The organism is Cupriavidus sp. HPC(L), assembly GCF_000307735.3.
In the GTDB taxonomy this organism is placed as follows: domain Bacteria; phylum Pseudomonadota; class Gammaproteobacteria; order Burkholderiales; family Burkholderiaceae; genus Cupriavidus.
Genome location: NZ_AMPR02000112.1, coordinates 70,027 through 96,860 on the forward strand (window position 1 = coordinate 70,027; position 26,834 = coordinate 96,860).

Genomic DNA, 26,834 nt, shown 5'->3' on the forward strand with positions numbered 1-26,834 from the left:
GGAGTTTCCAGGGCCGGCAAACAATCATGGCGCGCCAAGGGCGTCAATTGTTAAGTAGTGTCATTGGTTGCGTTTTCGCACTTGTGTGAAAGTAATCTACGGATTACTCTGCAGCCAAACTAAAACCCTCTTCTTGGTCAAACGTCTCCTGCTGATTGAAACAGCCCCGGTTCATCGATCAGCTCTCGCCTTTCCCTAACGTCTTCTTTCTATTTACCCGTCCAGGATCGCGCCGACATTGCAGCGCGCCGGTCCTGCTGCGTCTTCGCCACCATTCGCCGGGCGTGTCATGTCCAACGGATTCCAAAGGAAAATCCGAATGAACCATGTGTTCCGCATTATCTGGTCCCAGGCTTTGGGTAGCTGGGTCGTTGCATCGGAAGTCGCCACGCCGCGTGGCAAAAGCGGTGGCGAACGGCGCCGGTGCCGGACACGACTGGCTCGCCTCGGCGCCAGTGCTCTCACCGTATGGGGCTTGGCCTCGCCAGCCAGCGCACAGGTATGGACGGGCGCAACCAGCAACGATTGGATGACCGGCAGCAACTGGTCTACGAATGCGGTACCGAGCGGTAGTAATGTCACGATCAACCAGCAAGCGAATTCCGCGGTGCTCGGCGTGTCGGGTCCGGCAGCCGCGACGATCGGCACGCTGCAGATGGGCACGGCCGCCGGCACGAGCGCGCTCACCATCCAGAACGGCAGCAGGTTGTCGTCCAGCGTGACGGTGGGCGGCAATTCCCTTGGCCAGGTCGCGGGCTCCAATGCCACCGTGACAGTGACTGGTGCGGGATCGGAGTGGTCTACCGCCATCGTGACCATCATCGGTGCGGGTACCAATAGTACGGGCACGCTGAACATTGCGGATGGCGCCACGGCCAGTCTGGCGGGTCTGAACTTTGGCCAGAGCGGTGTCGCGGGAACCGCGGTGCTCAATGTGACCGGCGGCAGTGTGTTGAGCTCGAACAACGCCACCATGTACGCAATCGGTACAGGCAGCAGCACCGCCAACATTTCTGGCACAGGGTCGCGCTGGAATGTGGGTGGAAACCTGATCGTGGGCCGCAGCCAGGGGGGCGGCGGTGTGGGCAGCGGCACGCTGAACGTTCACAGCGGCGGTGTCGTGACGGCCACGGGCAATATCTCGATCGGCGGAAACAACCTGAGCGGGACGGGACCCGGTTCGGCGACGGTTTCCGGCACAGGTTCTCAATTGAATGCGGGCGGAACGCTCAGTATCGGTTCGTACGGCCGGGGCGCGCTGACCATCGCCGACGACGCCGTGGCATCGGCCGGCACGGTGACGATGACCTCGATGGCAGCATCGCAGGGCACGCTGTCCATATCGAACGGCGGCACGTTGGCTACCGGGGCACTGACCGCGGGACCGGGCGCGGTACAGGCGGACTTCGACCGCGCCATCTTGCGCGCAACCGGCAACAGCGGGGCCTTCGTCAGCGGGTTTACCGGCACCGAATTGAACGTCGCCGCAGGCGGACTCACGCTCGACACTGGCGGCTTCAATGTCACGGTGGCTTCGCCGTTCAGCGGCGCCGGCTCGTTGACCAAGACGGGTGCCGGCACGGCGGTGCTGACTGACAACAACACCTACACGGGCGGAACGACGATTTCGGCTGGCACGCTGCAACTGGGCAACGGCGGTACGTCGGGCGGCATCGCGGGCGATGTCACGAACAACGGCACGCTGGCCTTCAACCGCTCGGATACCGCCATCCATGACGGCACGATCTCCGGCAGCGGGGCAGTCAGCCAGATCGGCACCGGCACGACCATCCTGACCGGCAACCATACCTATACGGGCGGGACGACGATCTCGGCCGGCACGCTGCAACTGGGCAATGGCGGCGCTTCGGGCAGCATCGGCGGCGACGTGGCGAACAACGGCACGCTGGCCTTCGACCGCTCCGATACCTACACCTATGGCGGGCAGATTTCCGGCAATGGCGCCGTCTCGCAGACCGGCACCGGCACGACGGTCCTGACCGGCAACAACACTTATACGGGTGGCACGTCGATCAGCGGCGGCACGCTGCAGATCGCGAGCGACATCAACCTGGGCAATGCGGCCGGCAGCCTGTCCTTGGATGGCGGTACGCTGCGGAACACGACGAACCTGACTTCCGCACGAACCGTCACCCTGAATGCAGGCGGCGGGACCTTCCAGACGACCGGGGACCTTACGCTGACCGGCGTCATTGCGGGCAGCGGTTCGCTCGGCAAGACCGACGTTGGCACGCTGGTACTTACCGGCGACAGCACCTATGCCGCCGGCACGACCGTTTCGGCTGGCACGCTGCAACTCGGCAATGGCGGCACCTCCGGTTCCATCACCGGCAACGTGACGAACAACGGCGCGCTGGTGTTCAACCGTTCCGACAGCGTCACGTTCGGCGGCGCAATTTCCGGCAGCGGCAGCGTTACGCAGGCCGGGGCTGGCACTACCGTGCTGACCGGCGCCAATTCCTACAGCGGCACGACCACGGTACAGGCCGGCACCTTGCTGGTCGATGGCAATCAAGCCGGCGCTACCGGTGCCACCACGGTGCAAGGTGGCGCCACGCTCGGCGGCACCGGCACGCTGGGTGGCAGCGTCACGCTGGCGAACGGCGCCACCTTGAGCCCGGGCGCCACTGGAGCGGTGGGCGCATTGACCGTCAACGGCAACCTGAGCCTGGCCAGCGGCGCGGCGCTCGACTACCAGTTCGGCCAAGCCAACACACCGGGCGGCCCGCTCAACGACCTGACCGTCGTCAACGGCAATCTCGCGCTCGACGGCGTACTGAACGTCAGCGTCTCGCCGGGCGGAAGCTTCGATCCGGGCGTGTATCGCATCTTCAACTATGCCGGCACGCTGGCCAACAGCGGGTTGAGCATCGGTGCCGGCCCTGCCGGTACTTACTACGTGCAGACCTCCGTCGCCAATCAGGTGAACCTGGTCAACAACACCGGAATCACGCTGAACTTCTGGAATGGCGCGGGTTCGCCGAACAGCGGCGCCATTCATGGCGGCGATGGCACCTGGCAGGGCATGGCCGGCAAGGACAACTGGGCTGACAGCACGGGGAATTCCAGTGGGCCTTACGCGGGCGGCGCCTTTGCGGTATTCGCGGCCGCCCCGGGTACGGTCACGGTCGACAACAGCCTGGGCCATGTCACGACGTCGGGCATGCAGTTCGCCAGCAGCGGATACACCATCACCGGCGATGCGCTGACGCTGAGCGGCGGCACCAACGTCATTCGCGTGGGCGACGGTACGGCCGCAGGGCAGGGCATGACGGCCACGATCCGTACCGAGCTCGGTGGAGCCGGAACCCTGCAGAAGACGGATCTGGGCACGCTGGTGCTGGACGGCAACAACACGTATGGCGGCGGCACGCATATCCAGGCGGGGACGCTGAGCATCTCGCGCGACGCCAATCTGGGCGCGGCGGGCAGCGGTCTGAGCATCGGCGATGGCACGCTGCGAACGACCGCGACCATGACCAGCGACCGCAGCGTGGCACTGACCGGCGCGGGGAGCGTGCTGACCGATGCGGGTACTACCTTGACGTTGACGGGCGGGATGGCAGGCGCGGGCGGCCTGACCAAGGCCGGCGCCGGCACGTTGCTGCTGCGGGGCGCCGATACTCACACCGGTGCTACCCAGATCAGCGGTGGCACTCTCGCCGCCGGCGCGGCACAGGTCTTGAGCGCTGCGTCGGCTTACACCGTCGGCAGCGGCGCGACGCTGGCCATCAATGGATTCCAGCAGACTGTCGGGGCGCTGACGAATGCCGGTACTGTCAGCCTGGACGGCAATGGTTCGGCTTTGACCGTCGCCGGCAACTACACCGGTGCTGGCGGTACCGTACAGCTTCGCGCGGCCCTCGGCGGGGACAATTCCGTGACCGATCGTCTCGTCGTGCAGGGCGATACGTCGGGCACGACCACGCTCAAGGTGTCGAACGTCGGCGGAGCCGGCGCGCAGACCGTCAACGGGATCAAGCTCGTTGACGTTGCCGGCCAATCCACGGGCAATTTCGCGCTGCAAGGCGACTACACCATGCAGGGCCAGCAGGCCGTGATCGGTGGCGCCTACGCCTACACGCTTCGAAAGAACGGGATTTCGACGCCGGCCGACGGCGACTGGTATCTGCGCTCGAGCCTGTTGAACCCGACCGTCGCGCCCGCATCGCCGCTCTATCAACCGGGCGCACCGGTCTATGAGGCCTATTCCCAGGTACTGCTGGCGATGAACGAGCTGCCCACGCTGCATCAACGCGTCGGTAGCCGCTACTGGGCAGACGGGCAGTCCACCGCGCCAGCGTCGACACATACCGGTTCGGATGGTGGGGTGGGGCGCCAGGGTGCAGGCTGGGCACGCGTAGAAGGCCGGCATCTTGCGGTCGGTTCCGGGCATTCGAGCACTGGAACGCAATGGGATCTTGACCAGGTCAAGGCGCAGGCCGGTTTCGACGCGTTGCTTGTCGAGAACGCATCCGGCCGTCTGTTTGCGGGCATCGGCACGCAATACAGCCGCGGCAGCGCGGGTGTGAACTCGTTCTTCGGCAACGGCAGGATTCGCGTGGACGGGTATGGTCTGAGCGGAACGGCAACCTGGTCGGGCGCCAGCGGCTTCTACGTCGACGGTCAGGCCCAGGCAACCTGGTACGACAGCGACCTGACATCCGGCACGCTGGGACGACGCCTGAGCAGCGACAACAAGGGCTTCGGCCGCGCCTTCAGCATCGAATCGGGCCAGCGCCTCGCCGTCAGCGATGCATGGTCCGTGACACCGCAGGCCCAGCTCGTCTATTCGTCGATCAGCTTCGATGGCTTCACCGACCCGTTCGGCGCACGTGTCAATCGCGACAAGGCCGATAGTCTGACGAGCCGTCTTGGTGTCGCCCTCGACTACACCACCAAATGGCAGGATCCGGCCGGCCATGCCGCGCGCGCCAACGTCTACGGGATCGCCAACCTGTACTACGACTTCCGCGGCGGCACGACGGTCAATGTCAGCGACGCAATGCTCTCCACCAGAAAGGACCGCCTGTGGGCCGGTCTCGGCGTAGGCGGGGCCGTGACGTGGAAGGATGATCGTTTTGGTCTCTATGGCGAGCTGCTGGTCAGGAGCAGCCTGGAAGGATCAGGCAGCGGCCACGACTATCGGGCCAATGTGGGGGTGCGGGTGCGGTGGTGAGTTGGTGAGTTGCGCGTGGGGCCTGCCGATGTCCCACGCAACCAGCGTTGTCTGACAGGTCAACCATCCAGATTTGCCTAAAGTCGGACGGACGCTGCCTTTGGCAGCGTCCGGATTGGTCATCCTGATGCCGGTGTTTTCAGTGGCAAATGCGATTTAACATAACAAACATTATCGGCGGTGCGGTCAGGCATGAATTGAAATGTCCGCTTCGGGATGATTGGAGATGTCCGAGCTCCCGGGCCCGCCTTAGCCAAATGCACGCCGGATCTTCCTCGCGATCCTCAGCGCCCACGTACCACGCCGCGGCGTTCCCGGAACGTGATCGACCAGCGCAATTCCTTGGTTGGCTCGACGCTGTGTTGCCACTGCCAGCGTGCGTCGCCTTCTATCCGGTAGATCGATCTGGGCTCCACGTCGAGCGCCACAATTTGGCGTCGTAGCGACGTGCTGTATGGATAAGGACGAAAGCGCAATCGCGCGACACCACCGAGCGATACGCCGAAGATGCGCTCGAAATCGGGCACGTCGCGGTGCCAGCCCAAGGGCGTGTCCGGCGCGTACTCCGCCACCAGGGCATGGGCCAAGCGTTCGGGCGACATTCCGGCCCATTGCGCGACGCGTTCGCGCAGCGGCAGCAGCCGTGCGTCGAGGGGCTGCGCAGGCAGCAGTTCGTTGCTGTCGAAGTCGTAGCTGCCCCCGAAGCTGACCACCCGCCGCCGGGCGAGATAGCCCTTGTACCGCGCCGCCTGCAAAGGCAGAGATCGAATGATGTCGATCAGGGACGCTTCTTCATCAGGCGAAAGGAAATCGGGCTGGTAAATCAGCCCAGGAATCGACGCCTCGATCGGACCCTCGCCGAACAGGCTGAATTGATCCATCACGTTCCTTTTTGAATCCCGCTGCCGCATGCCCGGCGGATCGCCGTCTCGCGCTCCTGGGGGGCGATGCAGGACAAAAAGGTTAGCACGTCGCGTCGCCTCGATCCGTCCGGGTCGGCTTCGATCTCTGCCTCGCCGGTTCCCACTTCGCCAGCCAGCCAATAAGGATCGCTATGAAAGTGTGGCGATGGCCGCCGTGGCGTGTTCCGTTTCGTGCACAATCGCGCTTCGAATACCGCAAAAGCCACCGCCGAGGAGATTCCACGATGAAGAGAACCCAAAACGCCCTGGCCGTCCTTGCCCTGGTCTGCCTGCCCTGCTCTGCCTTGGCCCAGCCGGCCAATTCGACCTTGAACCGCATCAAGGACAGCGGCACCCTGCGGATCTGCACGCCTGGCGACTACAAGCCGTTCAGTTTCGAGAAGGCGCCCGGCACGTTCGAAGGTCTCGATGTCGATCTGATGCAGACGCTGGCCACGGCCCTGCAAGCCAAGCCGCAATACGTCAAGACGAGCTGGGCGAACCTGATGCCGGATTTCGTCGCCGGCAAATGCGATATCGCCGTCGGCGGTATTTCGGTCACGCTGGAACGCCAGCGCCAGGCTTATTTCAGTGCGCCTTACATGATCAATGGCAAGACGCCGTTGACCCGCTGCGAGAACGCCGCCAGGTTCCACACGATCGAATCGATCAATCAGCCGGCGGTGCGGGTCATCGCCAATCCGGGCGGAAGCAACGAGCGCTTTGCGCGGACGCATTTCGATCGCGCCAAATTGAAGATCCATTCGGACAACCTGACGATCTTCGATGAGGTCATCAAGAAGAATGCCGATGTCTTTGTCACGGAAGCCGCGGAAGCGATCGTGCAAAGCAAGGTGCATCCCGAGCTATGCGCGGTCAATCCGCAGAAGCCGTTGCAATACGCCGAGATGGCCTACTTGCTGCCGCAGGGCGACGAGGTGTTCAAGCACTTCGTCGATCAGTGGCTGCATCTGAGCACCGCTACCGGCGATTTCGGTCGTATGCGAGCCAGGTGGCTGCCTGAGTAGGCGTTTTTGGAATTGCAATGGCGATTGGCAACGCATTTCTGTCAATTGCATTCGACAAGTTGTTCCATTGCCATTTCCATGGCAATTAATTCTGTATTGAATCGGCCGATACACCGGTAGCGTATAAAGGGGGCACACTCCCCGTCTTGACGCCGAGGCCGACCCGGCAAGCAGTGGTGCGGCCCTTATCCGCGACCGGCCACACATGGAAGACGAGACAGGAGGCCGCCAGCCCGATGCGCTGCCGCCCCTGCTGCTCAGTGCTTTCTGTTCCGCGACGACGGCCGGCGTGCGCGAGCTTGCGGCCTTGCCCGCCGATGTCCTGGCATTCGGTTATCTGGGCGAGCGTATGCCCGACGGGTCCATGCGGTTGTTCCGCCTGGACACGATCGCGCTCGGCGCAAACGACGCCCCGTCTGCAAGCGCACCGCCGCTGTGGTTGGGCGCGGCGCTGTTCAAGGAGCCGCCGCCGCTGACGGCAGCCGTCGCGCCGCCTGGCGATAGCCTGTTCCTGCTGCAGGGCGCCCTGCCCGCTTATCGTGGCCAGGCGCGTGGTACCCCTGTCTATCTGCTGCCTTTGCGGTCGGACTGGGCTGCCGGCACGCCCGGCTATGCCCTGTCCGCGCTGCCGCCGGGCGGGCAACTGCCATTGTCCGTGCCGTTGGCGACGTATCTGCGCGCGCAGATGCTGCTGCTTGCCCGCCTGGCGCCGGGACTGTCCCGGGACGAATCCATCGCCATGGCGCTGGCGACCGCCGAACTGGCCGCCACCCTGCTGCGGACATGGGCTCATGCCGCTGCCGCCTCCCCGCCGGCGGCCACTGCTCCGCCCGGCAGCGCCGTGCCCTCTTCCGCGGCCGCACGGATCTATCGCGCGGCCCTTGCCCATATCGCCTCCCACCTGTCCGAACCGCAGCTGACCGGCCAGCGTCTTGCTCGTGCCGTCGGTTGCTCGCGTCCGACGTTGTACCGGGCCTTCGCCATGCACGGTACGACGGTGGCAACGCAACTGCTGGACGCCCGCATGGCGCATGCGCGGGCCCTGCTGGAAGCCGGCGGCGATGCCGTGAAGCTCGCAGGCATTGCCTACGACTGCGGCTACGCCGATGTATCCGCATTCATCCGTGCGTTTCGCCGGGCTCACGGGCTCACCCCACGGCAATGGCGCGATCGCGCGCATTCCCTTCCTTCGAGGGGGGTGAGACAGCCTGCCGACCGGTAGAGACAAACTGCCTGCTGCTGCCCTGTGTCTGCCACCTACGCTGGGTCGCGTCGACGACGTTTGCGTTGACGTTCTCCCCTCCAACCGAAGGAGCATGCAATGAGCGACCAGCAACAGGCACAACAGAACTTTCTCGCGGCGATCGAGGCGCAGATGCGCACGATGCTCGGCAGCCAGCTCAATGGCGAGCTGCGGGCGCTGATCTATCCGCCGGGATTCAATTTCCAGACCACCGTGGGTGCGAACGCGTACTTCAACCCGTTCACGCTGAAGGTGCTGGATTACCCGACGATCGACGGCGGCAACGGTGCGAAGACGCTCGACAACACCGACAGCTATTCCGGGCTGTACATGCGGCTGCTCAAGAGCGCTTCGTACCAGTTGTCCACGGCCGACAATACGCGCGTGCAAAAGGCGCTTGACGACGCAGCCGCGCAGCAACAGGCGCTGATCTCCGCCTGGGAGGAAGCCTACGGGACGATCCGGCTCGACGGCTCCGGCTTCGCCAACAAGGCGCTGTACATCAATGACGTCGTGCGCAAGGAGTACGGCAACGATCCGTCGAAGCTCGACGCCAGCGTGCGCATCGTCTATCTGACCTGGGCACTGGCGGCCGCGCCGGCGCTGACGGTCAAGCAGGCACAGTTCGATGCGCTGCAACGGCTCAATGCCGCGGCGGCCAACGTGCTGAACCCCAGCGCCAGCAACGGTGGCCTGCAGGTCGAAGACGGCAGCTACGTCGCCGCTTTCGACAATATTCCGACGCCGACCGAGCTGCTCGGGCGGCTGCGCAATACCGGCAATACGGTCACCGTCAAGGCCAGCGTGGCCTACAGCGAGAGCGGAACCACGTCGATGTCGGTCGGCGGCGGCGCAGGCGTGACCATCCCGCTGGACTTCCTGTCGATCTCGGTGGGCGGCTCGGCGCAGTACAACCTGGACAAGATGATGTCGCGCAATCAGTCGATGTCGATCGAGATGGCGTTCACCGGCGTCACGCCGATTTCGCCGTCGCCGCGGGTGCTGTCGGCCAACGGCCAGAGCGGCTGGTACGACAAGGTCATCGTCGACGAACTGGCGCGCAACAAGGCTGGCGACGACTTCACCGGTTTCTATCTGAGTTCGGACGAATGGAAGGGGCGCGCCGTATTTGGTCCGCAGGGCCGCTTTACCCGTGCCCGCACCCTCGTGCTGAGCCAGCGCCCGACCGTGACGCTGCGCTTCCACAAGGCTGACGCGTCGTCGATCAAGTCGATGTTCCAGGAGAACGTCGGCGTCAAGCTGAACCTGTTCGGGCTGATCCCGCTCGGCCACGCCGAGCAGTCCTACAAGACCACCAGCGCCCGCAGCGACGATGCCAGCGGCGACGTGGTCGTGACCTTCGGACCCGACAGCTTTGACGGCGGCACCGTCAATCCACGGGACCGTACCTGCTACATCGTCGGCGCCGTGCTCGAAGAGATCGACGGCAAGTAAGCACGCGCGGCCCGCGGCGGCGCCGTGGGCCGTCGATCCATGCCCTGCCCTGCCCGGCTCGCGTCGCCACGCCTTGCGTCGCGTCGTGGGCCGAGCCTTACCTATCCGGTGACACCATGGCCAATATCGCCCCCTTCTTCAATACCGTGGCGCGGCAGCTGACCGCGTCCGTGCCGCGGCCGCATGCGGGCCAGTACCAGATCGTCGATGCCCCGCAGCGGGCCGCCTCGATCGGCTGGCAAGCGGTTTCCGTCCATCCGCTGCAGGTGCTCGAGACCGAGTACCAGCGTCTGGTGCGCGAGCAGCGCGCACAGGCGCAGGACGTCAATGCGAAGCGGGAGGCCGAAGCCGCGGCGCTGGCCCGCTTCTTCGTGCTTGACACGCAGGCTCCCGAGCCGCTGGATATTCCAGATTCGCCGTTGCGGACCCAGCTGCGCAATGCGCCGATGGCCGATCAGCGCCTGCAGGCAATGCGCGAGCAGCTGGAGCGCTGCGAGCGTCTGGCGTCGGCCAATCCGGCGCTGCCGCTGGTGCCGGCATTGGCCGATGCCGTCAACACCTTTCTGCAGCAGGCCATCGGGCTGTGCACGCTGGCGGTGCCGGTGCGCACGGCGGATCTGGTCGCCGATCCGATCTGGGCGGCGCTGCAGTACTTGCACTTTATTGACCAGGCCAGCCCGCAGGATGCCATCGGGGCATGGCGGGCCGCCAATGCGGCCAAGGACCCCGCCTCGCTGATCGACGACCTGCATCAGAACGTCATGCGGCCGCTGTCGTCAGCGGCATTGAGCGTGGCTTCGGTGCGGGCGCTCTACAACATCCGCGATTTCTACCTGTACCGGCTGATGCATCGTTTCGAGGGCTATGCCGCGCAGGGCCGTATGGACCTGGAGACCAAGGCAGTCATCAGCGGCGCCGCGACGGGATATTTGCACAGTTCATTCGACTGGCTGACGCCCTGGCACGAAGCCCGCGTGCGAGAGCTGGCCGACGCGATCGCAAACCTGAACCAGCAGCTGCGTCAGCAATTTCACCGCAACGAGGACTGCCTGCGCTTCTTTCTGAAAGGCGGACGTGCGCTGTACACGGCGTTGGGGGCGCCCGCGGAAGGCGGCAATGACTGGGACACCGGCGTGCTGATCGATCCCACGCTGCCGGCGGCCGACTGGTATGCCGCGTTCGGCGCGGTCAACGATCTGGTGTTGTCCAAGATGGACGTGTTCCGCTTCCAGTTCAACGCGCTGATGTACGCCCATGCCAACGTACTGAACGCCTGGCGGCCGCCGCAGCCGCAAGCGCAACTGGCGGGCGTGCATGACGCGCTGCCGGAGGCGTCGCCCTATAGCGAAGCCGCGATGCACGCGGAGGATCAGGCCGAACGCCTCGGTGCGGCGCCACGCGCCGTCACCGGAATCGTCCTTGCCAATCTGGGCGACCCTTCCGGCCCGGTCGGCATCAATGGGGAGTTGATCGATATCGGCATCGCCACCCGCAGCTCGGTGGAGCTGCGCGAGCACTGGAGCGAGGTGCGGATCGGCGATCGCCCCGGTGTATCGCAGGTGCAACTGCCGGTGCCGGATCTGGGCTATTTCGTCGACGACTTCAGCACCATCGTGCGCGAGGCCCTGTCGACGGGCCAGCCGCCCCGGGACACCAAGCTGGCGAAGCGGCTGGAGCGTCTGGACCGGGCCCTGGGCAGCGGCGATGCCGATTTGCGCAACGCCGTCGCCGCACGCCGACAGGCCTTGGCGGCCGCCCTGCCTGCGTGCGCCGCGGCGCTGGGCAACGCCGACGATGCGGTGGCGCGGATACGCGTCTGGTCGCTGGCCGGCCTGCTGGCGGCCTTGCAGGCCTCGACACTGGCGGTCCAGCAAGGCTGGTGCCACGCGCTTGACGCGTGGCTGGCGCCCCAGCTGCGCGCCGGCACCTGGGTCAATCTTGCCGCCGTGAATTTCATCTGGAACGCGATCCGCGACGACGGCGCGTTGCGCGATGCCGAACGTGCGGCGCGCTGCCGCGAGATTCTGGCCGTGCTGGGCGCGGTGGCGCAGCTGGCCGACACGGCCATGCAGAGTCTGGCGGCACGCGAGCAAGCGTTGACCGCGGGTGAGCCGGGGGCGCGGCGCCTCGATCAGGCGCTGCAGGCGCTAGGCGTCATGCAGATCGCGCTCGACGAGGCGCGGCACGCCGGCACCGTGCTGCTGACGGGTGCCGTGGCGGTACGCCAGCAGGCATTGCACGCCGGCCTCACCGCGCAGGACTGGGCCGCCGCCTGGCCGGTGGATGTGGTCGAGGCCGAAGTCCACCTGAATGCGCCGCTGGCGCAGCCGGTTGCCGATACCGTGGCACGCATGCTGATACGGCCGGCGTCGGTCAACCCGTGGCGCTGCTCCCAGTTGGCCGACGGCACCGTGCTCGTCCAACGCACCAACAGCGACTGGCGCGTCGACGGGACACTGCCCGACGCCGATCCGATCGTGATGGCGCTGCGGCTGGTGGTGCCGGGCGATGCCGACGCGGTGCGGGCCGCGGATGTCATCGATGGCCAATCGGTGCAGGCACAGCGGCCGCTGACGCTGTCCTATCGCGATCGTGGCGGCCATGCCGCCGACTTCCGCGTGCGGCAGGCGCTGCGGGCGACGGCCGATCTGGTCGGAGAGGATATTCTCGGCCGCCCACTGTAATCGGAGGACCGTCGAGCGCTGGCCGCATTTGGGCCGGCGGTTGGCGCTCGACGCGCGGCTTCAGCAAGGGCTCATGGCGCGAGCGGTATCAGCGGCGCTTTCCTTTGGTGCCGTTCAACACCACCGCCGCCCGTACCAGCTCCTTCAACGCCTTCTCGTCGATCTGCGCGCCTTGCTGGAAATCGATGGCGCGCCTGGTATTGCCGTCCAGGCTTGCATTGAACAGCCCGGTGGGATCCGGCAGCGCCGCGCCTTTGGCGAAGGTCATCTTGACGACGCTCTTGTAGGTCTCGCCGGTGCAGATGATGCCGTTGTGCGACCACACGGGAACGCCGCGCCATTTCCATTCTTCGATGACGTCGGGAGCGGCTTCCTTGATCAGCGCGCGCAGCCTGGCGAGCATTTCGCCTCGCCAGTCGCCCAGCTCCTCGATCCGTGCATCGATCAGCGCGGAGGCGGATTGGCCTTGCTGCAGTTCGTTATTGTTCATATCGGATTGCCTTCCTATTCGAAGCGCGCGCAGTGCAACGTTCACTGGCTGGCGCACGGCATTGCCGTGTGACAATGCGGACCATTGCCACCCTGCCCGCTTCGACCCGTGACCTTCCTAGCCTATACGGCGCTGTTCGTGCTGACGGCGCTGGCCGAGATCGTCGGCTGCTATTTGCCCTACCTGGTATTAAAGCAGGAAAAGAGTCCGCTGCTGCTGATTCCCGCGGCGCTGGCATTGGCGGCGTTCGCCTGGTTGCTGACCTTGCATCCCACGGCCGCGGGGCGCACGTATGCGGCCTATGGCGGCGTCTATATTGCGGTCGCGCTGCTGTGGCTTCGCCTCGTGGATGGCTTGCCGCTGACGCGCTGGGATGTCATCGGCGCGTCCGTGGCATTGGCCGGCATGGCCATTATCGTGCTGCAGCCTGCGTCTGGGACCGGCACGGGTTGATTGCCGATCGGCGTCCGAGAGCATCCGATCCGATCATCGCCGTACCGGTTCCGGCGGCGCGCCGGCCGTTCTGGCGACGGACCGGTCGATGATCCACACCACCAGCATCGTGATCCCCATCAGCGGGAATATCGCACCCAATACCGCCAGCCCTGCCACCCATGCGCGCATCGGCGGCGGGCTTGCTGGACGCGACGGCGCGCCCAGCGCATTGGCCGGTTTTCGCTTGATCCACATGATGAAGCCGGTGATCGCCAGCGCCATCAGGCCGAGCGAGATCACCGCGCATACGATCTGATTGGCCATGCCGAAATACCTGCCCATATGGAGCGAGGTGCCGTACGACACCGCCTTGGCGACGGCGCCGTAGTCCTCATAGCGGATATCGCGGACGATGTTGCCGCTGTGCGGATCGATATGCAGCGTTCGTTCGCCCCTGGGATCGTTGGGGAAGCAGGAAACCGAGTAGACCGAGCCGGTGCCTGCCGGCAGCGCGACCTGGCATCCCGGACCGGCACCGCGCGCGCGGACGATGGCCAGTACCCGATCCAGCCCGATGGCTGCATGGCCGGTGGAGGCGACGGAACGGGCTGGCACGGCGGTCAATCCCGTGGCCCATGGCACATCGCCAAGCGGCAGCGACTCCATGGTCTTCGTGTGGCCTCGATGGTCTTCCTGGCCGGCATCGCCCCCATTGCTTCGATCGCGGGCCGGTGCGTGCATGTGCCCCGCTCCGCCATCGGCCGGCCGTCCCAGATTCGCCGCGGTGGTGATGGCCTTGAATTGCTTGCCCCAGAGAGCGGTCCACGGCAGACCGGACAGCACGAACAGCAGCGCGCCGATCGCGAGCGACACGCCGAGCAGTAGATGGATTTCCTTCCAACGCCCTCGCCTGCCGCTTGCCGGCGGCATCCGAAACGCGCCAACGCCTGATTCGCGCAAGCGCGGCCACCACATCGCCAGGCCGGTGGCGATCATCACCAGCGTCCAGCATCCGGCCAGTTCCATCAGCACTTCGCCGGGCTTGCCCGCGAGCAATGCGCGATGCAGCATGCGGACCTGCTTCATCAAGCGGTCCTCGACGCTGAGGCTGCCCAGCACCGCGCCGGAGTACGGGTTCAGATAGAGGCTTTCGCTGTTGCCCGAGGGCAGCCGAAAGATGAATTCGGAGCTGGCGCGCGGGTCATTGCGCAACGTGTAGGTCGTGGCGACTGCTCCGGCCGGGGCCGCCGCTCTCGCCCGCTCCAGCAGCGTTTGCGCCGGAAGCGGTTCGCCCTGCGGCGTTACGCGCAATAACTGCGGATACAGCCATGGCTCGATTTGCGGTTGGAAGCAATAGATCGTGCCGGTGATTGCCAGCACGATCAGAAACGGCATCACGAACAGGCCGGCATAAAAATGCCAGCGCCAAAGCGTGCGGTGGGCGGCAGAGGTTCCGGAACGGGTTTGGGAAATCGACACGGGCATCGGCGCGCGGTGATGGTGTAAATCTCTTGGGAAATGCGCCATTGCGGCGCGAGTGCGTACTTTGCGACGAAAACCTGCGCGGGTCCTGCGGCATGGTGTCGCATGTACCGCTAAAGGCGTGGCAAATAGAATCTGGCAGCAAAAAACAACCGCCTCTCTTGGTCGCGCGCCTTTTCCGCCGACACATCCATTTGCCCATGGCCCGATTTCTTCCACGCGAGGTGGCGCTAGCCGCTGCCGCCGTTTGCCTGTCCGCCCAAGCCGCCGATCCATCGCCGGAGATCCACGAACTGGCACCGGTCACCGTCCATGCCGGCGGCCAGACCGGGCTGGACGAACCGGCCTCGACCGGGTCGAATCTCGGCCTGACACCGATGCAGACACCGGCCAGCGTGGACGTCATCGCCCGCGACCAGCTCGAGATCCGGGGCGATGTGTCGCTGGTCGATGCCATTACCCGCGCCCCGGGGCTGTCCGGGCTTGGCCATCCCGGCAATGGCGGCGCTTCGCTATCCGCGCGCGGCTTTACCGATGCGGCTTCGGTCATGCGGCTCTACGATGGCGTGCGCCAATACGGCGGGATCGGTGTCACCTATCCGTTTGATACCTGGTCGGTCGAACGCATCGAGGTGCTGCGCGGTCCCGCCTCGGTGATCTATGGCGAGGGAGCGATCGGCGGCGTCGTGAACGTGGTGCCGAAGAAGCCAACGCGCGGTCCGATCGAGAACGAAATCCAGGCGACGATCGGCACGGAGAACACCCAGCGGCTCGCCTTTGGCAGCGGCGGCGCCATCGACGAACGCTGGTCATATCGCTTCGATGTCAGCGGAAATCGTACCGATGGGTCGGTGGATTTCGGGGATTCGCGCAATCTGTCGGTGTCGGGCGCGCTGCAATGGGATCCGACGCCCGAACTCGCCATCAAGCTGAGCTATGCCAAGGGCTGGCAGCAGCCGGCCCGCTACTTCGGCGTGCCGCTGGTCAATGGCCGCCAGGATCCGTCCTTGCGAACGCGAAACTACAACGTCAGCGACAGCCGCATCCAGTACGACGACCAGTGGACCGAACTGTCGGCGCGGTGGACGCCGAGCGCCGATCTGACGGTTCGCTCGCGGGCCTACTACATCGACAGCAAACGCGATTGGCGCAATGCCGAGTATTACGACTATCTGCCGGCGAGCGGCCTGATCCAGCGCTCGTCCTATGTCGAGATCCTTCATGACCAGTGGCAGGTCGGCAATACGACCGACGTGGTCTATCGCCATGCGCTATTCGGCATGAACAACAGCCTGTCGGTCGGCTTCGACATCAATCGGGCATCGTTTCGCCATACCAACAATTCCCCCTACTCCGGCAGCACCGTCGTCGATCCCTACACGTTCGATCGCGGCCAGTTCATCAACGTGGCCGGCACAGCGCCGCGCTACAGCAACGAGGCGGTCCAGTACGCCTTGTTTGCCGAGAATCGGCTCGAAATCACGCCGCGCTGGTCGGTGTTGGGCGGTTTGCGCTATGACCATGCGCGGATCGAACGCCACGATCTGATGGCCCATCGCGAGGCGTTCGACAGGACCTTTTCGCACGTCGGCTGGCGTGCCGGAACGGTCTACAATCTGACGCCGAATCTCGCGCTATACGCGCAATACTCGGAAGCCGCCGATCCCGTCAGCGCGCTGCTGATGCTGTCGTCCTCCAACAGCCATTTCGACCTGTCCACCGGCCGCCAGATCGAAGCCGGCGTCAAGCAGGACTTCTGGAACGGCAAAGGGGAATGGACGGTCGCGGCTTATCACATCGTCAAAAAGAACCTGGTCACCCGCGACGCAGCCAATCCCGCGCAAAGCGTACAGGTCGGCGAACAATCGTCGCGTGGAATCGAGGCCAGCGTCGGCGTCGAATTCCTGCCCGGCTGGCGGCTCGATGCCAATGCGGCGCTGCTGCAGGCACGCTATGACGACTTCACGGAATCGGTGAATGGCACGGCGGTCTCACGGGCCGGCAACGTGCCGACCGACGTGCCGGAGCGGCTGGCCAATGCCTGGCTGACCTGGCGCTTCCTGCCGGAGTGGACCGCGGGCGCGGGTTTGCGCTATGTCGGCCGCCGTTTTGCCGACCGGGCCAATACGCTGGAAATGCCGGCCTACACCACCACGGATCTGCTGCTGCAATGGCGGCCGCGCAAGAACACCACGCTGTCGCTGCGCGGCTTCAATGTGTTCGACCGGCACTATGTCGCGACGGCTTACTACAACCCCACGCAGTGGCTTCAGGGGGCAGGACGGCGCGTCGAATTGACGGTCAATCACCGGTTCTGAGTCGTGGTATTGCCTTGACGATGCGGCATCATAGTGCCCTGGCGCGGTAGGAAAGGCCTACCGCGGTTGGGTTTGCCTTGCTTGCGCCGCTTTTTTTTCCGGCAAGGCACGCACCCTGTTGGCAAGCATCGGATCGTGCAAATCACCACCTACGACCATTTCACCTTCGACCTGGCGCGCTTTGGCAATCCCGTCGAGCTTTGCTCGCTGCGTGTCGGCGAGCATGACTTCGGATGGCGATGCCGCTTTACTGTGCCAGTGCGCAAGGGTGGCGACGGCGGGCGATACCAGACGGTACAGGTACGCTTTCTCCATCCGTTGTCCTCCCCCGACTTTGCAGGCTGGTCCGCCCGGCGGTTGAGCATCGACGCCTCGCGGGGAACCTATCGTGCCGGTCGCTGGCAGTCGCTGGACATCAGCGCGCCCGATCTGACGCGATTGCCCTCGCCGCCACGATGGTTTGCCACCGATCGCGACGTGGCGGATTTCGAGAAGCCGCCGGACGATGATGCTGGCGAACAGCAGTACGAATTGCGCGACGACGCACTAGTGTTTGCCGCGTACGACGGACAGGTCTGCGTGCCATGGAGCGAGGTCGTCGCCATCGAATTGACGCGGTATGCCGACGCCCATTCCTGCAGCGAGATCCCGTTGCGGCGAATGAGTTTTCAACTGATGCAAGGCTGCGAGCAACAGTTTGCGCCGCCACGCAGCGCGTCGGACCCGTTCTATGCGTCGCTCCAGCGGCGCTTCGGCATCGAACTCGCGCAAATCGAAGCGGTTCTACAGGCGTCGCGACCTTGCAAGCGGGTGCTGTGGACTCGCTTGCCGATGTTGAAGCTCGACCCGGCCCCGATACTCGATGGCTCGCAAATTGCGGATGCGCTGGCGGCGTGGGTCGATGCAGGCAGCGCGGGCCTGCTGCAGGCCGGCCCCCTGACCATAGCCGAGCTGGATCTGCATCGCCACGATGAACCGTTCGCAAATTTCCCGCCGCGCAGGGCTTCTTTCCGGTTCTCAGGCATCAACGGGTTGACAGACAAGGCGGCGTTGGTTCAGGTGGTAAAGGGGATGCGCGTAGCGGAAGGCGTTGCGCCGGAAATTCGTCCAGATTCGCACATGTTCATGGATTGGCGGAACGACCGGATCCACATCGGCTTGCACTTCGACGTACTCGGCCACGGTTGGCTGAACCTGACAGACGCGGACTATCTTGCGAGAATCCGCGGGCGTTGGCCGCACTGGCAGGAATGCGCCCCGGACGTGTGGTTACCGCTCGGTTTCGAGGTCAGTTCGGTGGACTATGACGGCGTCGATACCGACTCGATATTGCCGCGCGTCGATCCACTTGATGACATGAAGCAAATCGTGCTCTGGACCGCAGGCGATTGGCAGGGCTTCAGCAGCAAAGTCTGGAGTTTCCGATGGCGAGTTGGCGAATTGTCGGCCATCGATACGTGGGAGTCGGATATCTGCGCGGACCGTGGCGGACCTTACTCTCATCTGGCCCTGACGCTGAACGCGGGCGCACGATTTGATATTCGCAGCCGTGAGCCGGTCGATGTCGATATCGTTCGAGCGTTCTTCCGTTGCGGCGGCGATGGAGTCGAAGCTGGCGGGAACCATGCGCGTGGCACTATCGACCGTATCGCCTAGTCTCAGTCCATCGGAATCGCGTCCCTCATGGCTCCCCTGTTCGATCGTGTCCTTGCGCCTTTGTGCTTCATCGCCGTTCCCGCCATGGCAACGCTGCTGCTCGGCGGATGCGCCCTGCCACCGCTCGAGGACCGCACGCCTTCCCACGCACTGACACCAGAGCAGTCCCGCGCTACCGCACTCGGACGTGCCTTGGCGCCGGCCCTGTCCCAGCGCCCGGGTCTATCGGGCATTCACGCACTGGCCGATCCGCGCGAGGCCTTCGCCGCGCGGGTCCATGGCGCGCGCATGGCGGAGCGCACGCTGGACGTGCAGTACTACATCTGGCGCCGCGACACCACGGGCACGCTGCTGCTCGATGCGCTGCATGAAGCCGCCGAGCGCGGCGTGCGGGTGCGTCTGCTGCTGGACGACAACGGTATTTCCGGGCTCGACGAGATCCTGTCCGCGCTGGATGCCCATCCCAATATCGAGGTCCGCCTCTTCAATCCATTCGTGGTGCGGTCGCCGAAATTCATCGGCTATCTGACCGACTTTCGCCGCCTGAACCGGCGCATGCACAATAAATCGTTCACCGTGGATGCGCAGGCCACCATCGTTGGCGGTCGCAACGTCGGCGACGAATATTTCGGCGCCACCGATGGCGTGCTGTTTTCCGATCTGGATGTGCTGGCCGTTGGCCCGATTGCGGCCGATGTCGAGCGCGAGTTCGATCGCTACTGGGCCAGCGCCAGTGCCTATCCGATCAATGCGATCGTGCCGCCTGTCGCACCGGACAGGCTCGAGCAGCTGACCCGGGAGGCGGCCGTCGCGCGGCGCGACCCGGCCGCCGAGGCCTACATGAACGCCCTGAAGGCGATGCCGGCATACCGCCGCATCCTCGATGGCACCTTGGCGTTCGAGTGGGCAAAGACCCGGATCGTCAGCGACGATCCCGCCAAGGTTCTGGGCAAGGCGCCGCGCCATGCGCTGATCGGACATCAGCTGAAGGAGACCATCGGCGTGCCGGCGCGGGAACTCGATCTGGTATCCCCCTATTTCGTTCCGACCAAGTCCGGCGCCAACGCCTTCGCGAACCTGGCCGCCAAGGGTGTCAATGTGCGCGTGCTGACCAATGCGGCCGAGGCGACGGACGTCAAGGTAGTGCACTCCGGCTATGTCAAATGGCGCCGTGCGTTGCTGGAATCCGGCGTGCAGTTGTTCGAGTTGAAGCGCGAGATTGCGGCGCCGGCGGACAAGGCCGATACCACGCCGCCGACCAGGCCAGAGGAGCGCGCCGGACCGTTCGGCAGCTCCGGCGCGAGCCTGCACGCGAAGACGTTCGCCGTGGACGCGCAGCGCGTCTTTGTCGGCTCGCTGAACTTCGATCCCCGCTCGGCGAATCTGAATACCGAACTGGGGTTCGTGATCGAGAGCCCCACGCTGGCGGGCCGCATCGAATCGGCGTTTGGCACCAGCGTCCCGCAGAACGCCTACGAGGTCCGGCTGTCCGACAACGGCAGCCTGTACTGGCTGGAACGGCGCGGCAACGACACGATTCGCCACGATACCGAGCCCAACACCAGCTGGCTGGAGCGCGTCTGGATCCGGGGGCTGTCGTGGTTGCCGATCGACTGGATGTTATGACGGTGTGATAGGCGAGCACTGACGGTAGCGTGCAAGGCCGCTACGGCGGGAATCCCTGCGAGCGGCCGCCGCATTGCGCCAATGGGCTATTGCGCTGTTGCGCTACTGCCCTATTGCGCGCCCTGCTCGCCCATCATCGCGTCCGGATTCATCCATACCGGCTCGAACAGATGGCCGTCGGGATCTTCGAACGTGCGCAGATACATGAACCCCATGTCCTGCGGTTCACGAATGTCCGCGCGGCCGCCGGCCGATTTCGCGGCCTCGACGATGGCGTCCACATCCTCGCGATTGTCGATCGTCAGCGCGATCAGCATGGCGCTGGTTTCGCGCCCATCGGCGATCGGCTTGCTGGTGAAGGTCCCGTAATAGGCGTGCGTCATCAGATGGAACGTGATGGTGTCTGACCACACCATCGACGACGTCTGGTGGTCGCTGAACTGCTCGTTCCTGACGCAGCCGATCGCCTCGTAGAACCGCGTCGCCGCGGCAAGATCGCGGACCGGCAGGTTCAGGAAAATCATCTTAGCCATCGTGTCTCCTCCGTTGGTTTTACTGCAGGGGGCGCGTGCGCGCCTCGGGTTGCTGATGTCCGCCTGGATTCTCGCGGGGATATTCGAGCTGCATCGCGACCAGGGATTCGGTTCGCGCGCCATAGCGCTGGCCGATGCCGTTCAGCGCCTCGTCCAGCGCCCGCGCCGGCTGCGATTCCGCGGCGAGCGCTATGGTCCGGCCTCGATCCCAGTCCGTGCCGACGTGCTCGGGCACCAGGCGAATGCCGTTTCTCGTCTGGATCGGCCCCGCCCGCTGGGCGAACGATACGGCCTGCGAACGGTATGTCCGCGACCACGCGTCGGCCACCAGCGCCAGCGACACCTCGTCGACGCCAGGCCGTAGCGCGATGCCCAGCCGCTCGCGATTCCAGAACGCCATCGTATTGCCGATCGCCGTCAAGGCGAATGGGCGCGTAAAGGTGAAGGCATCGCTGTCGTGGCGCGCATCCCAATGCGGCAGGCCCAGGTCGCGGGCCACGGCCTGTGCCCTGTCGCGGCCCGCCACGGCTTCGATCAGCGTCAACGTCATTGGCATCGACGCGGAAATGCCGGTGGTCGTGGCGACACGGCCATCGACGACGATGCGCCGGTCGGCAACGTAGCGCACGGTCGGATGCTTGTCGAGCAAGTCTTCCAGGTAGTACCAATGGGTGGTGGCGCGCTTGCCGTCGAGCAGCCCCGCCGCGGCCACGACCTTGGCGCCGGCGCAGATGCCGATGACCGTTGCGCCTTTGGCCGCCTGGCTGCGGATCCATTGCAGCACGGCCGGATCGTCGTCGCGGCTCATCGCTGGCACCAGCACGTAGTCGGCGCCCTGGGGATGCTGTGCGTCGAACTGCGCGATCGTCGCGTCCGGCTCGACTTGGAGCACGGGATAGAGCTTGACCGGCCCCGGCTGCGTCGCCAAGGCAGTCACCTCCCCGATGTCGGCGCGGCGGAGGATGCCGTAGGGCATCAGATAGTCGGTGGTCTCGGTCGCGTCATTGATGCCGACGATGGCAATCACCGGGCGCGGCCGCTTCTGGGGCTTCAGCGCGGCCAGCGTGGCGGCCCGCTCCGCTTCGGCGATCGCCGGCGGTTCAGCGGGAGCGGTGGCGGGCGGCAGGGACAGCAGCCACGCCGCGCCGGCGGCCAGCGCGACGGCCGCGATACCGAGCGCGATCCATGCTGCCAGACGTAGGTTCAGCAGGTTCAGCGGGTTCAGCCGGTTCCACCGGTTCATCGTCGTGGTCTCCTCCTTGGCTTGAGCCAGACCACTAGCTTAGGCGGACGGAATCCCGACGCCAAGCCACGCCAAAGTGTCCACATTGGGCGAGATCGGCCGATGCCGGCATGGCGCGTCGGCAGACGGTAGCCGTTGCGCCTTCGCGCCCTACCCCTTTCGCAATCCTTCCACCGGGTCGGTCTCGAACGCCTGCCACAGCGCATCGCGCCGCTGCAGCGCCTCGATCACGGCAGGCTGGCGTAACTGCGCGACGGCGGATACCACTGCATTGCACAAGAAAAACGCGGCGGTGTACGAATCGAATGGCGATGCGTTGGCGGTGCGTACCAGCAGATGGTGATCGGACAGCGGCACCAGCGGCGCGGCCGGGCTGTCGCAGATCGCGACGACGCGGGCGCCCCGTTCGCGGAAAGCACGGGCGATGCTGACCGGCGCGCTCGAATAGCGCCGGACGCTGAAGGTCAGCAGCACGTCTTCGGGCTGGACCCACAGCATGGCGTCGGTGGCCGTCACCGCGCCGGCCCCGAGCTCCTGCACATTGGGCCGGCACATGTTCAGATGCAGCGCCAGCCAGGCGCTGACCGGTGCGCTGTTCTTCTGCGCCAGGATGAACAGGCGCCCTTTTCCTCCGGCCAGCAGCCGCGCGATCGCTTCGAACGCGGCGATGTCTAGCGATTCGTGCGTGGCCGTCAGGTTGTGCTGGTCATGCATCAACGCATCGTCGAGGCACGCCCGCAAGGTTCGCTTGCCGCCGATCAGCGCCGGTGCGCGTTGACCCGCGGTCGGCAGCGCGGCAGTCACGCTCGCCCGCGCTTCGCGCTGCGCGTCGGCATAGCTGGCATAGCCGAGCTTGGCGAACAACCGCACCACGGTCGACGCGCTGGTGCCGTGCTGCGCCGCCAGCGCGGTCGCCGATTCGAGCAGCACGTGCGGATAGCCGCGCGTCAACGCATCGGCCAGTTCGCGCTCACGCGCGGTCAGCGTGGCCGCCTCGCGCGCCAGCCGGTCCAGCAGCGTGGCGCCATGATCGGCGGCTTCCTTGCGGGAATTCGTCATATTGACACCCTGCAATGTGTATTGCATGATGATATCACTACTGCAACGAGCGTTTCATCGCCTGTTTCCCGGCCGATTCACGCATGTTGCACAACGCGTTTCATCACGCCTTTCATCGCGAACCGCCCTCCGGCCGCGAACAGGAACCCCATGCAGGATAGAGAAGTAGCCCAGGGCGAACAGGCCCTGCTGGACTGGCTGCAAGGCCAGCAACAGGCGATGCAGGACTTGCTGCAGAAGATCGTCGACATCGACAGCGGCAGCCGCCATGAAGCCGGCGTCCAGGCCGTGGCCGAGGCGCTGCGCGCGCATCTGGAAGCGGCCGGCATTGCCGTGCGTTTCCATGCGGTGCCCGGATACGGCGTCTGCCTCGATGCGCAGGTGCCCGGCTCCGGCGAGGGCCTGCCGGTCCTGCTGATGGGGCATATGGATACGGTCTATCCCGAAGGCACCGCGGCCAGGCGGCCCTTCCGCGTCGAGGACGGACGCGCCTACGGTCCCGGCGTTGCCGACATGAAATCGGGACTGGTGCTCAATGTGTTCGTTGCCGAGGCGCTGGCGCGGCTGGGCCGCCAGGCGCCGCCGGTGCGGCTGTTCTTCTCGTGCGACGAGGAGATCGGTTCGCCGGCGACCCGCGAGCGGATCATGGCGGTTGCCCGCGAAGTTCGCGCCGTGTTCAACGCCGAGCCGGGCCGCGTCAGCGGCAACCTGGTGACGGGTCGCAAGGGTTCGATGGTGGTCGAGTTCGAGGTCGAGGGCGTGGCCGCGCACTCCGGCATCAACCACGCCCATGGCGCCAGCGCGATCGACGCATTGGCGCGCAAGATTCTCGAACTGCATGCGCTGACCGACCCGGCCTCCGGCGTCACCACCAATGTCGGTTGCGTGCAGGGCGGCATCGTGCCGAACATGGTGGCGCCGCATGCCAAGGCACAGCTCGATGTGCGGTTCACCGCGGAAACCGATATGGATGCGCTTTACGGGCGCATCCGCGACATCATCGAAGCCGAGTCGATCCCGCGCACGCGCGGCCGCATCACCGACATGCGCCGCACGATGCCGATGGCGACGACGCCCGCGTTCCTGCTGTCGCTGTATCAGCGCAGCGCCGAACGCGTCGGCTTCACCGTCGACGGCGAGTTCACCGGCGGCGCGGCCGACAGCGGCCTGACCAGCTCGGCCGGCACGCCGACGCTGTGCGGCACCGGCCCGGTCGGCGGCCATCCGCACACCGAGCGCGAATACTGCGAGCTCTCCACCTTCGTGCCACGGGCCCAGGCCCTGGCGCTTGCCGTTCTCGGACTCCGATGAGCGGCAGGCCCGCCTTCGAGCCAATTCACAAAACCATCCTGCCTTTCTGATCATGCAGAACCTGCCCTTCTCCCGCCGCCGTTTCGTAGGTCTTGGCCTGAGCGCCGCCGCCATCGCCGCCGCCGCGCCGCTTGGCGCCGTGGCACAGGAAAACTGGCCGTCGCGTCCGATCACGCTGGTGGTGCCGTTCCCGCCTGGCGGATCGGTCGACATCATGGCGCGCCAGTATTCGGAGCCGCTGTCGCGCATTCTTGGCGTGCCGGTCGTCGTCGACAACCGCCCCGGCGCGGGTGGCTCGGTCGCGACCCAGGTCGTCGCGCGCAGCAAGCCGGACGGCTATACCTTGGTGGTGTCGTCGCAGAGCAGCCACCTGGCCAATCCGCTGACGCAGCCGCGCATCGGCTACGACCCGATCAAGGATTTCGAGAACATCGCCATCCTGGGCCGCCAGCCCAATGCGCTGGTCGTGCATTCGAGCCTGCCGGTGCGCACGTTCGCCGAATTCATCGCCTATTCGAAGAAGAATCCCGGCAAGCTCGATTACGGCAGCGGCGGTGTCGGCAGCATGGGCCAGCTCAATGTCGAGATGTTCAAGGCCAGCACCGGTGCGGTGGCCACCCATATCCCCTACCGCGGCGGCTCGCAACTGATCACCGCGGTGCTGAGCAACGAGGTGCAGTTCATCCTGGATAACCTGGTCATCATGCTGCCGCACGTCAAGGACGGCAAGGTCCGCGCGCTGGCGGTCGCTTCGGAACAGCGGCTCGAGCAGTTGCCCGACGTGCCGACGCTGGCTGAACTCGGCTATCCGGAACTGAACCTGAGCTCGTGGACCGGCATCGCGGCACCGGCCGGCACGCCGCAGCCGGTGGTACAGAAGATCTACCAGGCAGTGCGCAAGGCAGCCAGCGATCCCGCCATGCAGGCCGCACTGCGCTCGCGCGGTGTGGTCCCGCCGGAAGACATGGCGCCTGCTGCCTTCGAACGGATGATGGCCGACCGCCTGCAGCGCTATGGCGAGGTGGTCAAGCGCGCGAAGATTTCGGCGGAGTAAGGGGCGTTCAGCATTCGGAGCAGCCGCTGAGGCTTCCATCCCCCATTCGGCATCGCCGATGATCCCCGCCTACCGGCGGGGATTACGACGTTCGGAACAGCCTCTCGTCCCAACGCACCGGCTCCGGCGCCGAGACGACGAGCTTGGCTGTGTCCGGGTGCATCGGATTGACTAGCGCGTTCCACTCGAGAGGAGCTACGACCGAGGGCACGATCAGCACGGCGGATCTCATGTCGGCCAGCCAGCGATCGCCGAAGCCGCGAGCCGCGCGGGGATCGTCCAAAGCGTCCCAGCCCCTCGGCAAGTCGTTCGGGCCTGCGCGTTCGATCCCGATGTCGTCGGGCACGTTGGCGACCACCACGACATGCTGCCTCGGCACCTTGCCGATGCGTGAGTGAACGAGAACCTCGAGCATGGCACCTGCGAAGCTGAGGGCGCCGTAGATGACAGGACGGCCCGGGCTGTTGAAACGGCCCCCCATGAGCATGGCGCCAGTACCGTTCCACACGTCATGGCGGCGGTCTGCGATCCGGTAGATCAGCATCACGCAGCCATGCCATAGAAAAGCCTCCAGAGAACTTCCTCGACCCGCTTGGCACCGAGCTCCGTCATCGATACGTCGAGCGGTGTGTTGCCGGCCAAGAGCGGATGCGGCGCATGCAGAAACTCTCGGGCATCCTCTTCGTCATCCCATACGAAATTGGCCGTCGCGAAGATCCGAGCTAGCCGCTCGGTTTTTTCGGACTCGTCCGGCGTCAGACGATCCTTCCGGCGTTTGAAGGTCGCCTCTGGCACGATCCGCGACATCAACATCCGTCGCTCCTCTGACGTTCGTACCACGTGCTCGACGATTTCTCGCAGTGCGGACTTTGGCAATCCTTCTCGCACCGCTGCATCGAGCTCGGCAAGGGAGGCGCGGGGCGGCGAAAGCGCCATGGCGGCGCTGATGTGCTCCGGCGGAACGACCAACATATCGGCACCCACTGGATCAGTTGATTCCAAATTGTAGTCCATTTGATCTCCGTCAGCTAGGAGACGAAGAATCCCTCCGATTGAGGCTGTGTGTCGTTTCGTACTGTTACCGCTGTCGTTTACCGACATTAATGGTCGGTCCG

At 65.3% G+C, this 26,834-nt stretch carries 19 protein-coding genes; 11 read left to right on the plus strand and 8 right to left on the minus strand.

Translation table 11 applies throughout. The features are described 5' to 3' along the window. Positions 1-319: 319 nt before the first annotated feature. Entirely contained in the window at positions 320-5,200 is a 4,881-nt protein-coding gene (locus tag B551_RS08470) for an autotransporter outer membrane beta-barrel domain-containing protein (protein ID WP_172682447.1), read from the plus strand. A 284-nt stretch (positions 5,201-5,484) separates the two neighbouring features. Here B551_RS08470 and B551_RS08475 read toward each other — a convergent pair whose 3' ends face one another. Further along, positions 5,485-6,081, minus strand: coding sequence for an alpha-ketoglutarate-dependent dioxygenase AlkB (locus tag B551_RS08475; RefSeq protein WP_023263877.1), 597 nt, complete (start codon positions 6,079-6,081; stop codon positions 5,485-5,487). Positions 6,082-6,347: 266 nt separating this feature from the next. On the opposite strand from B551_RS08475, the gene B551_RS08480 reads away from it, so the two are divergent. The 4 genes from B551_RS08480 to B551_RS08495 all read left to right on the plus strand — a co-directional run bounded on the left by B551_RS08480 (position 6,348) and on the right by B551_RS08495 (position 12,512). Beyond that, positions 6,348-7,130 carry a transporter substrate-binding domain-containing protein gene (locus B551_RS08480; protein WP_006576169.1) on the plus strand — a complete coding sequence of 261 codons (783 nt, stop codon included), beginning with the start codon at positions 6,348-6,350 and terminating at the stop codon, positions 7,128-7,130. Positions 7,131-7,335: 205 nt separating this feature from the next. Next, positions 7,336-8,352, plus strand: a complete 1,017-nt coding sequence (locus tag B551_RS25115) for an AraC family transcriptional regulator (RefSeq protein ID WP_023263879.1) — start codon at positions 7,336-7,338, stop codon at positions 8,350-8,352. Between the two features lie 99 nt (positions 8,353-8,451). Continuing rightward, positions 8,452-9,828, plus strand: a complete 1,377-nt coding sequence (locus B551_RS08490; RefSeq protein ID WP_006576172.1) for a hypothetical protein — start codon at positions 8,452-8,454, stop codon at positions 9,826-9,828. Between the two features lie 116 nt (positions 9,829-9,944). Next, complete coding sequence (locus B551_RS08495) at positions 9,945-12,512, plus strand: hypothetical protein (RefSeq protein ID WP_023263880.1); 2,568 nt, start codon at positions 9,945-9,947, stop codon at positions 12,510-12,512. 88 nt (positions 12,513-12,600) lie between these two features. On the opposite strand, the gene B551_RS08500 is transcribed toward B551_RS08495, so the two are convergent. Next, positions 12,601-13,002 (minus strand): DUF1801 domain-containing protein, encoded by a 402-nt coding sequence (locus tag B551_RS08500; RefSeq protein ID WP_006576310.1) that lies wholly within the window; start codon positions 13,000-13,002, stop codon positions 12,601-12,603. Between the two features lie 108 nt (positions 13,003-13,110). Between B551_RS08500 and B551_RS08505 the strand changes: the two genes are divergently transcribed. Continuing rightward, a complete protein-coding gene (locus B551_RS08505) occupies positions 13,111-13,455 on the plus strand; it encodes a YnfA family protein (protein ID WP_006576311.1) in 345 nt (114 codons plus the stop codon). 33 nt (positions 13,456-13,488) lie between these two features. Here B551_RS08505 and B551_RS08510 read toward each other — a convergent pair whose 3' ends face one another. After that, a complete protein-coding gene (locus tag B551_RS08510; protein ID WP_023263881.1) occupies positions 13,489-14,922 on the minus strand; it encodes a PepSY domain-containing protein in 1,434 nt (477 codons plus the stop codon). A 197-nt stretch (positions 14,923-15,119) separates the two neighbouring features. Here B551_RS08510 and B551_RS08515 point away from each other — a divergent pair, with 197 nt between their 5' ends. From B551_RS08515 to B551_RS08525, 3 genes are all read left to right on the plus strand, one after another. Continuing rightward, positions 15,120-17,237: a TonB-dependent siderophore receptor gene (locus B551_RS08515; RefSeq protein ID WP_052511292.1), complete on the plus strand. Its 2,118-nt coding sequence runs from the start codon at positions 15,120-15,122 to the stop codon at positions 17,235-17,237. Positions 17,238-17,372: 135 nt separating this feature from the next. Continuing rightward, on the plus strand, positions 17,373-18,893 hold the full coding sequence (locus B551_RS08520) for a hypothetical protein (protein WP_157071937.1): 1,521 nt from the start codon (positions 17,373-17,375) through the stop codon (positions 18,891-18,893). An 84-nt stretch (positions 18,894-18,977) separates the two neighbouring features. Further along, the gene (locus B551_RS08525; protein ID WP_023263883.1) at positions 18,978-20,519 is read left to right on the plus strand and encodes a phospholipase D family protein; all 1,542 of its coding nucleotides are present in this window, start codon (positions 18,978-18,980) and stop codon (positions 20,517-20,519) included. Positions 20,520-20,629: 110 nt separating this feature from the next. Here the strand turns inward: B551_RS08525 and B551_RS08530 are convergent, their stop codons facing one another. The 3 genes from B551_RS08530 to B551_RS08540 form a co-directional block, all read right to left on the minus strand. After that, the gene (locus B551_RS08530; protein ID WP_023263884.1) at positions 20,630-21,052 is read right to left on the minus strand and encodes a VOC family protein; all 423 of its coding nucleotides are present in this window, start codon (positions 21,050-21,052) and stop codon (positions 20,630-20,632) included. 19 nt (positions 21,053-21,071) lie between these two features. After that, complete coding sequence (locus tag B551_RS08535) at positions 21,072-22,295, minus strand: DJ-1/PfpI family protein (protein ID WP_023263885.1); 1,224 nt, start codon at positions 22,293-22,295, stop codon at positions 21,072-21,074. A gap of 150 nt (positions 22,296-22,445) precedes the next feature. Then, the gene (locus tag B551_RS08540; RefSeq protein ID WP_006578078.1) at positions 22,446-23,354 is read right to left on the minus strand and encodes a MurR/RpiR family transcriptional regulator; all 909 of its coding nucleotides are present in this window, start codon (positions 23,352-23,354) and stop codon (positions 22,446-22,448) included. Between the two features lie 150 nt (positions 23,355-23,504). Here B551_RS08540 and B551_RS08545 point away from each other — a divergent pair, with 150 nt between their 5' ends. Beyond that, positions 23,505-24,665 carry a M20 family metallopeptidase gene (locus B551_RS08545; protein ID WP_006578079.1) on the plus strand — a complete coding sequence of 387 codons (1,161 nt, stop codon included), beginning with the start codon at positions 23,505-23,507 and terminating at the stop codon, positions 24,663-24,665. A gap of 52 nt (positions 24,666-24,717) precedes the next feature. Beyond that, a complete protein-coding gene (locus B551_RS08550) occupies positions 24,718-25,719 on the plus strand; it encodes a tripartite tricarboxylate transporter substrate binding protein (RefSeq protein ID WP_006578080.1) in 1,002 nt (333 codons plus the stop codon). An 82-nt stretch (positions 25,720-25,801) separates the two neighbouring features. On the opposite strand, the gene B551_RS08555 is transcribed toward B551_RS08550, so the two are convergent. After that, a complete protein-coding gene (locus B551_RS08555) occupies positions 25,802-26,263 on the minus strand; it encodes an RES family NAD+ phosphorylase (protein ID WP_023263887.1) in 462 nt (153 codons plus the stop codon). After that, positions 26,263-26,691: an antitoxin Xre/MbcA/ParS toxin-binding domain-containing protein gene (locus tag B551_RS08560; protein WP_006578082.1), complete on the minus strand. Its 429-nt coding sequence runs from the start codon at positions 26,689-26,691 to the stop codon at positions 26,263-26,265. The genes B551_RS08555 and B551_RS08560 overlap by 1 nt, the downstream gene beginning before the upstream one ends. Positions 26,692-26,834 lie beyond the last annotated feature (143 nt).